Origin of the sequence: Novosphingobium sp. Fuku2-ISO-50, assembly GCF_001519055.1 — a bacterium.
In the GTDB taxonomy this organism is placed as follows: domain Bacteria; phylum Pseudomonadota; class Alphaproteobacteria; order Sphingomonadales; family Sphingomonadaceae; genus Novosphingobium.
On record NZ_KQ954288.1, the window covers coordinates 255,346 to 263,604 of the forward strand.

General features: G+C 64.7%; 7 protein-coding genes and 1 pseudogene. 2 read left to right on the forward strand and 6 right to left on the reverse strand.

What is annotated here, in order from left to right; genetic code table 11:
• Positions 1-45: 45 nt before the first annotated feature.
• Positions 46-189: a hypothetical protein gene (locus AQZ50_RS20395; protein WP_156427273.1), complete on the forward strand. Its 144-nt coding sequence runs from the start codon at positions 46-48 to the stop codon at positions 187-189.
• Positions 190-206: 17 nt separating this feature from the next.
• Positions 207-1,145 (forward strand): ion channel, encoded by a 939-nt coding sequence (locus AQZ50_RS08435; protein ID WP_197412418.1) that lies wholly within the window; start codon positions 207-209, stop codon positions 1,143-1,145.
• On the opposite strand, the gene AQZ50_RS08440 is transcribed toward AQZ50_RS08435, so the two are convergent.
• The 6 genes and pseudogenes from AQZ50_RS08440 to AQZ50_RS20725 form a co-directional block, all read right to left on the reverse strand.
• A complete protein-coding gene (locus AQZ50_RS08440; protein ID WP_067745335.1) occupies positions 1,146-1,553 on the reverse strand; it encodes a response regulator in 408 nt (135 codons plus the stop codon).
• A gap of 120 nt (positions 1,554-1,673) precedes the next feature.
• Positions 1,674-3,242, reverse strand: a complete 1,569-nt coding sequence (locus AQZ50_RS08445; protein ID WP_156427275.1) for an efflux transporter outer membrane subunit — start codon at positions 3,240-3,242, stop codon at positions 1,674-1,676.
• The gene (locus AQZ50_RS08450; RefSeq protein WP_067745340.1) at positions 3,145-6,150 is read right to left on the reverse strand and encodes an efflux RND transporter permease subunit; all 3,006 of its coding nucleotides are present in this window, start codon (positions 6,148-6,150) and stop codon (positions 3,145-3,147) included. Before AQZ50_RS08450 ends, AQZ50_RS08445 begins: the two co-directional genes overlap by 98 nt.
• On the reverse strand, positions 6,147-7,280 hold the full coding sequence (locus AQZ50_RS08455) for an efflux RND transporter periplasmic adaptor subunit (protein WP_082703502.1): 1,134 nt from the start codon (positions 7,278-7,280) through the stop codon (positions 6,147-6,149). Before AQZ50_RS08455 ends, AQZ50_RS08450 begins: the two co-directional genes overlap by 4 nt.
• Positions 7,281-7,301: 21 nt before the next feature.
• Positions 7,302-7,823, reverse strand: coding sequence for a Dps family protein (locus AQZ50_RS08460; protein WP_067745345.1), 522 nt, complete (start codon positions 7,821-7,823; stop codon positions 7,302-7,304).
• A 152-nt stretch (positions 7,824-7,975) separates the two neighbouring features.
• Positions 7,976-8,259 (reverse strand): annotated as a pseudogene (locus tag AQZ50_RS20725) (hypothetical protein); the annotation flags it as partial.

Here is an 8,259-nt window from a genome sequence, read left to right on the forward strand (position 1 = left end):
CCCCCCCCCCCCCCCCCCCTGCCCTGCCGCTCGGAAAGTGCGCAAATGGCGCATAAGTATTTGCGCCAACTGACCACGTATCTGGGCCAGCGCTATGGCGGCAAGCATTCGCGGCACTCAGCTAACGAGGTCGCATTGGAAACGCAGAAAAAGCGCCATAGTGCCTTGCGCTTGCGCCAGGCGGGGTGATGCGGCAAGCCGTGTCCATGCGATCGGATCCCCCTGCAACGACCAACGCTGCGCCCGACAACAGCAGAACCGAACCCATCGGCCCGTCACTGATCAGACGGGCCGTTCACGATGGCGACCTGAAAGTGCGCGCGGTGGGGGAGCGGCGGCTTTCGTCGCTCGATGTTTACTACCGCCTGATGCGCATGACGTGGTTGCGGCTCGGTCTGCTGTTTGTCGGCGTGTTCCTGACCTTCAACCTCGTCTTTGCCGGCCTCTATCGATTGGATCCCGCAGGCCTTGCCACAACCGGCCAGACCGCTGCGGCGCCGCTATTCTGGCGCGACTTTTTCTTCAGCGTGCATACGGTGGCCACGATCGGCTACGGCAACATCTACCCCGTGTCGCTTTGGGCAAATGGCGTGGTGGTTGTCGAAATCACGCTGGGCATCATTGTTTTTGCGCTGGCTACGGGAATAGCCTTTGCCCGATTCTCGCGACCGACCGCGCGGATATTGTTCAGCCGGCGGATGGTCGTGCGCCCTGTCGACGGCGTGCCGACCCTTATGCTGCGGACCGCCAATCAACGGCACAACCTGATCTATTCGGCCGAGGCGCGGCTTTCGCTGATGATCGATGGAGAAGTCGGCGGCGTCTGGATGCGCCGATTTGTCGATCTTGCGTTGACCCGCCAGAACAATCCGACCTTTGCGCTCACCTGGACGATCATGCATCCGATCGATGCGGACAGTCCGCTGCGCCATTGGCTTGCCGATCCGCAGGCACCGCGCAATGACGAAATCATCGTCACCCTGGCGGGCGCCGACGAAATTTCCGGCCAGACGATCCATGGCCGCTGGGCCTATTGCGCAGCCGACATCAGTTGGGGTTTCCATTTTGCCGACATCATCAGCAATACCCCTGATGGTTGGCGCGAAATCGATTACAGCCGGTTCCACGACGTTCTGCCGGGATGATCAGGGCAGTGGACGGATCCCACCGCGTCCGTGCGTCGCGCGGTCGGCCAGAAGCCGGCTAACGACTTCCAGAAGTTGATCGGGATTTGGCGGCTTGATGACAAAGGCCGCAATCCCGAGTTCGAGCGAGCGCGCGCGCGCCGCGTCGGTCGGAAAGGCGGTCATCAGCATGACCGGCACGTCAAACCCGCGCGCCAGAAGCGCGGATTGCAAAGTCAGCCCGTCCATGCCCGGCATGTGCAGATCGGTGATCAGAAAGTCCATCGTGTCCAGCTCGGTCCAATCCAGCAGGCCCTCGGCCGTGCGGAATGGCACGATGGTCAAACCTGCCGAGCGGAAGAAACTGCCCAGACTGGCCAGCACTTCGGCATCGTCATCGACCACACTGATCACACTTTTACCCAACACTTGGGATACTCCGTTCGCGCGCCATCCTCCATGCCCGTCTTTCCGGTCAAGGCGTATCATATCAAGGTATGTGTCCCTTACCAAACTTTCCGCTTGGCGCGGTGGCATGTGCGCGCTGCCTTATGGCGCATGAGCGTCGGGCACCGTCCAGCCGCCGCCCAACGCGGCATAGAGGCTGACGAGCCCTTGCGTCCGCGCCAACAGCGCGGCGATTTTCCGGCTCCGGGCATCGACCGCCTGCGCTTGGGCATGCCACAACGCCTGCCGGTCGAGCGTGCCGGCATGAACCGCCATCCCTGTCGCCTCAAGCACGCGCTGCGCGTCGGCAAGCGCGGCATCCTGTTGCTCGTCGGCCAGCCGGGCATAGCGTTCGGCGCTGAGCGCATCTTCGACATCGACCATGGCGCCTAGCACGGCCTTGCGATAATCGGCCGCCAGTTCGACATATCGCGCCTGCGCCAGACGCACCTGCCCCTTCAACCTGCCGCCATCGAAGATCGGCGCAAGGATGCCGGCGCCAAAGTCGAACACCGAAGTTGGCTCGCTGGCCAATCCATTCAGTGCGACGCTGGCCACACCTCCACTTGCGGTCAGGTCGATCGATGGCAGCAAAGCGCGTCGCGCGGCATCGATGTTGCCCCCCGCTGCCGCCAGCGCCCGTTCCGCGGCAGCAACATCCGGGCGGTGGATGAGCAATTGCGCGGGCAGTCCGGCCATCACCGGCGGCAGCGTCAGCGCATCCAGCGCGCCCCCATGCACCGAGAACCCTTCCGGTGAATGACCGGTCAGCAGTGCGATCGATAAAACAAGGTGCACACGCGACGCCTGCAGCGGGGGGATAGCGCCCTCGGCCTGGCTGGCCAGGATCCGTTGCTGCGCCACGGCTTGCTGCGCCATGATGCCGTGCCGCGCTTCCTCGTCCATATCCAGCGCAAGGGCTTGCGCGGACCGGGCCGCAGCCTGCGCGCAGGCGATCTGATCGTCGTTTGCCTTCAGGTCGAGATAGGCGCGCGCCACCGTGGCAATCACCAGCATGCGCATCGCGGCCAGATCGTCCTGCGCCGCCTGCGCCGTCGCACGGGCAGCGCGGGCGCCGGCAGAGGCACGGCCCCACACGTCCACTTGCCAGGACGCGGCAAGTTCCACATCGGTGCTGGCGTAGCGGCGCTTTGCCCCGTTGCTCAACAACCGCTGGGTGTCTCCGCCACCGATGTCGGCACCGATTTGCGGCAAGAGATCGGCGCCCGCGATGCGAGCCTGTGCATTGGCCTGGGTCAGCCGCGCCTGAGCCGCGGCCAGATCATCATTGGTGGTTTCGGCATCCGCGATCAACCGGTCTAGTTCGGACGAACCCAATTCATGCCACCACTGCGCCGTCGGCCATGCCGTGACCGGCGCAGGACTGTTCCATGCATGGGCCGGTGGCGGCGGCATCGGCGCGTCAGGCAACGGTGCGGATGCGCATCCTCCCAACAACCAGCAGGCCGCCGCCACCAATCCCGGATTGGCGATGCGGGCGGGCAAGCGCCACGAGGACGGCGGCTTCATAAGCGATCCTTTCGGCAGCGGCAGGCCTTTCGGCAGCGGCAGGTCAGGCACGACGACGCAGGCGATCCATCGCCAGATAGACCACCGGCGTCGTGAACAAGGTAAGCACTTGCGAAACCGCCAATCCGCCGACGATGGCATAGCCCAGCGGCTGGCGGATTTCGGCCCCTGCGCCATGCCCCAGCATCAACGGCACGCCGCCGAGCATGGCGCACAGCGTGGTCATCAGGATCGGACGAAACCGGGTAAGACAGGCATCGCGGATCGCATCTTCGGGCACAGCGCCCTCTGCCTCTCGCACGCGGGCGAAATCGACCAGCATGATGCCGTTCTTTTTGACGATGCCGATCAGCAGCAGAATGCCGACAATGCCGATCACATCGAGCGGCATGCCCACGACGATCAGCGTCAGCAGCGCGCCCAGCCCCGCCGAAGGCAGCGTCGACAGGATCGTCAGCGGGTGGATCCAGCTTTCATACAGCATGCCCAGGATCAGATAAACCGCCACGAGAGCAGCGAAAACCAGGCCGCCCTGCCCCGCCAGCGCGGTCTGAAACGCTGCAGCATTGCCTTGAAACGCGGTCTGCACGGTCAGCGGCAAGTGCAAGCCCGCACGCACATGCTCGACCGCAGCGACGGCGGTGCCGATCGACACGCCCGATCGCAAGTTGAAGGCGATCGTCGTCGACGAAAACCCGCCCTGATGGTTAATCACAAGCGGAGCGGTCGCATCGACGATGCGCGCGACCGCCGACAGGGGCACTTGCGCGCCGCCGGTCGCGCGCAGACTGATGGCATCGAGCGCGGCGGGATCGGCGCGGAATTGCGGTGCCATGGCCAGTACCACACTATACTGGTTAAGCGCGCCAAAAACCTTGGCCACCGGCCTTTCGCCAAAGGCATCATAAAGCGCCGCGTCGACGTCATCGATGCCAAGGCCCAGCCGGGCAATCGCCTCCCGATCGACGGTGATCTGCAACTGCGGCCCTTGCGCACCGGTATCGCTGGTCACATCGGTCAATTGCGGGATCGCGCGAAACGCAGCCATCGCGCGTTCGGCCGATTGCGACAATTCGCCCGGATCGGCATCGACCAACGTGAATTGATAGGCGCTCTTGGCTACGCGCGCGCCGATCGTGATATCCTGCGACGGTTGCAGATAGAGCCGGATTCCGGGAATACCCGCCACGGCGCGATTGATCCGCGCGATCACAGCCCCGGCATCGCCCGCCTCGCCGCGATGGCCAAAGGGTTTGAGCGAGATGAACATGCGGCCCTGATCGGGTGAGGGATTGGATGGGCCGGGCCCGATATAGCTGGCGACGCTCAACACGGCAGGATCGCGCAGGATCGTATCGACCAGCCGCTGCTGACGATCGCCCAGCCCCTGCGGCGAAATGTCCGCGCCGGCCTGGGTGATCCCGGCGATCAGACCGGTATCCTGCGTCGGGAAAAAGCCCTTGGGGATCCAGACATAGAGCGCGCCGGTCAGCACCATGGTCAATCCCATGCCGACGAGCGTCAGCCGCTGATGACGCAGCACCCAGCCAAGCCCACGCCCATAGCCCGCAGTCAGGCCGTCGAGCCCGCGTTCCAGCCGTCGCGCGATTGCGCCCTGCTGCGCGGCATCATGGTGCGGGGTCAGCAATTGTGCACTCATCATCGGTGTCAGCGTCAGCGAGATGACCACCGACAAAAGGATCGCCACCACCACGGTAATCGCAAATTCCTGAAACATGCGGCCCACCACCCCGTTCATCATCAACAGGGGGATGAACACCGCGCACAGCGAGATCGAAATCGCCACGATGGTAAAGCCGATCTCGCCAGCACCGCGCAGGGCGGCCTCCATCGGCGACAGCCCGGCCTCGATATGGCGCATGATGTTTTCCACCATCACCACCGCATCGTCGACGACAAAGCCGACCGCGATCGACAGCGCCACGGCCAAACCCGGGATCAGCGTCGCACGCGGTGCGCGCAGGAACAGATAGATGGTCAGCACCACCAGACCGACCGTCAGCAGCAAGGTGTTGCGCACATCGGCGACCGAGGCACGAATGGTCGTGGTGCGATCGGATACCACCGCGACTTTCACGGTGGCGGGCAAGGCCGCCTGAAGCCGGGGCAGCGCGGCCCGGATCGCCCGCACCGTGTCGATCACATTGGCGCCGGACGCGGGCAGCACGTTGAGAATGATCGCCGGATCGCGATCGAACCATCCGGCCTGCGTACTGCTGGCGCCGCCAATGCGCACCGCGCCGAGGTCGGCCATGCGGATCGGCGCCCCGTTTCGCCAGGCCACGATCATCCGGCCAAAGTCGTCCCGGCTTTCGATCTGGTCGTTGGTGGCAATGCCGATCGCCTGACGCGGGCCCTGCAACACGCCTTTGGCGGCATCGACAGTGCCGTGCTGCAGCGTGGTGCGCAGATCCTCCATGGTCAGGCCATGCGCCGCCAATGCGCGCGGATCGACATCGATGCGCATCGCCGGCTGCTGCTGCCCGCCGATGGTGACCAGCCCCACCCCCGGCATTTGCGACAGGCGCGGCAACAGCACGCTTTCGGCATAGTCATCGACCGTGGTCAGCGGCATACCCTTGGCCGTCAGCCCGAGGATCAGGATCGGGCTCTGCGCCGGATTGACCGCCCGGAATGTGGGCGGCGCGGGCAAAGTTGCCGGCAGATTGCTCGAAGCGGCAGCAAGCGCCGCCTGCACGGCGAGCGACGCCTGCTGCACCGAAACGCCGGGCGCGAATTGCAGCGCGATCTGCACGAACCCCGGTGCGCTGGACGACGTCATGTCCTTCAGCCCCGGAATCTGGCCCAATTGCCGTTCAAGCGGGGTGGCAACCGCCGAAGCGTTGGTGCGCGCATCGGCCCCCGGCAATTGCGCGGTGACCTGAATCGTCGCGGTACTGACATCGGGCAAGGCCGCCACCGGCAATTGCCGATAGGCCAGAATGCCCAGCAACGCGATGGCAATGCCCAACATCCATGTCGCCACCGGACGCCGGATGAAGGCGCCGGACACGCCTTCCCCGGTCATGGCACCAGCCCCAAACGGGCGGGATCGTCATGCCGCCGGGCCATCGGTGAGGCTGGCGCGGCAGCGACCCGGGCCCCTGCGACAAGGCCGAACTGGCCATCGCTGACCACCCGTTCCCCGCCCGACAAGCCGTGGGTGATCACAATGGTCTCACCCAGTCGCGAACCCGGCGTCACCGGCCGCACACCTGCGCGATTGTCATTGCCGACCACCCAGACATAGGCGCCCGAAGGCCCGGATTGCAGCGCACTCGCCGGAATGCGGATCACGTCGGGCGTCGCCGCCAGAACGACGCGCGCGCTGATTTGCGCGCCGGGCCACAGGCGATGCGCACGATTGGGAAAGCCCGCCTTGAGCAAGACCATGCCGCTGGCCGGATCGACCCGATTGTCCAGCACCGACAACACGCCGCTGTCGATCGCCAGCCCATCGGGGCCGAGCGCATCGACACTGACGCGATGCCCGCCCGCCATCGCCGCCTGCACCGATGCCAGCGCGGCCTGCGGCAGGGCAAAGACCACATTGGCCGGTTCGATCCGACTGATCGTGACGATGCCATTGCTATCGGTCGGGCTGACAATATTGCCCGGATCGACCATGCGGATACCCGCCATACCCGCGATCGGCGCGCGAATCGTGGCATAGGCCAGCGTCAGCCGGTCGCGCATGATCGCAGCGCGGTCGCCCGCAACGGCGGCGGCAGCCTGCGCCGCGCCAGCACGATAACCGGCCACTTGTTGCGCCGATGCAATCCCCACCCCTTCGAGCGGTGCGTTGCGCACGAGCGTATCGCGGGCATTGGCCTCGACCGCCAGATCGCGGGCGAGCACAGCCTCATCCTGAGCGAGCGTGGCGGTCAGCGGGCGGGGATCGAGCTTCGCTATCACTTGTCCCTGTGTCACAGGGCGCCCTTCGGCAAAACCGAGCGACAGCAATTGTCCCGCGACCTGGGCATGGACAGTGACCGTGACGGCGCCTTCGACATGACCAAGCCCGGTCAGCGTGTCGCGCGCCGTGCCGGTCTGCGCGATGGCAATGACCACCGGCACGGGCGTGGGGTCGCCGTGCCTTGCCTCTCCGCAGGCCGAAACGACCATCGCAGCCAGCAATACGGAACAGGATAGACGCATGGATCGACCCCCGCCAGAGCTTCAGATCGAACCGCGCATGCGGGTAATCTCGTAAAGGAACCAGGCGCGCTGTTCGCTTTCGTCGATCCACACTTCGAGCTGACTGGTTGTCGCGACATCGCCGTGTTCCGAGCACAAGTCATGCATCCGGCGCATTTCGGCGACCAACTGGATCGTGTCGCCTTGCAATTCGGCCAGCATGTCCTGCGGTTCGACATAGTCGGCGTTGTTGTCGAGCAAGCGTTGACGGCGCGCCACATCGGATACCGAACGGATCGTCGTGCCGCCGACTTTGCGCGTGCGTTCGGCAATCGGGTCGGTCATTGCCTGCAACTGGTTCGCCTGACTGTCGAGCAGCAGATGGTAATCCTGGAAATGCGGCCCGCTGATATGCCAGTGAAAATTCTTGGTCTTGAAATAGAGCGCGAAGACATCCGCCAATAGCGCGCCAAGACCGGCGCTGATATCGCGCGATGCATCTTCACCAAGATCGGTAGGGGTGCGCAAATACCGTGCCTGATTGGGATGGGGTGCGTGAGACATGGCGTTTCTCCATTTCTTTGGGATTATCTGGCAAGGCGGATGCGTTGCGCACTGCACCAGTATTTTTGTGCGGTACGTTCGGGCAATCACACCAAGGTTTGGGGTCGCCGATTTTTGGGTGGGGTTTTACCCGCCATCGCGTCGGCGCGCGCTCAGGCCGACGCGGGAAGGCCCGATTGCGCGACGCTTGCGCGCGCCACGGCAGGCGTCAGCCCGGGCGTTTCGAGCGCGTATCGGGCGATGGCGTCCTTGCGCGCGAACCACACATCGGGCTTCGATTTGGCATAGGCCAGAAAGCGGTCGAGCACGCGGATTCGCCCGGCATGGCCGGAAATCCGATCATGCATGCTGATCACCATCATGCGGCGGCGGCTGGCGCCTTCTTCATAGAGCTGGTCAAATTCGTCCTTCAGCGCCTGTTCGTAGGCCGCAGGAT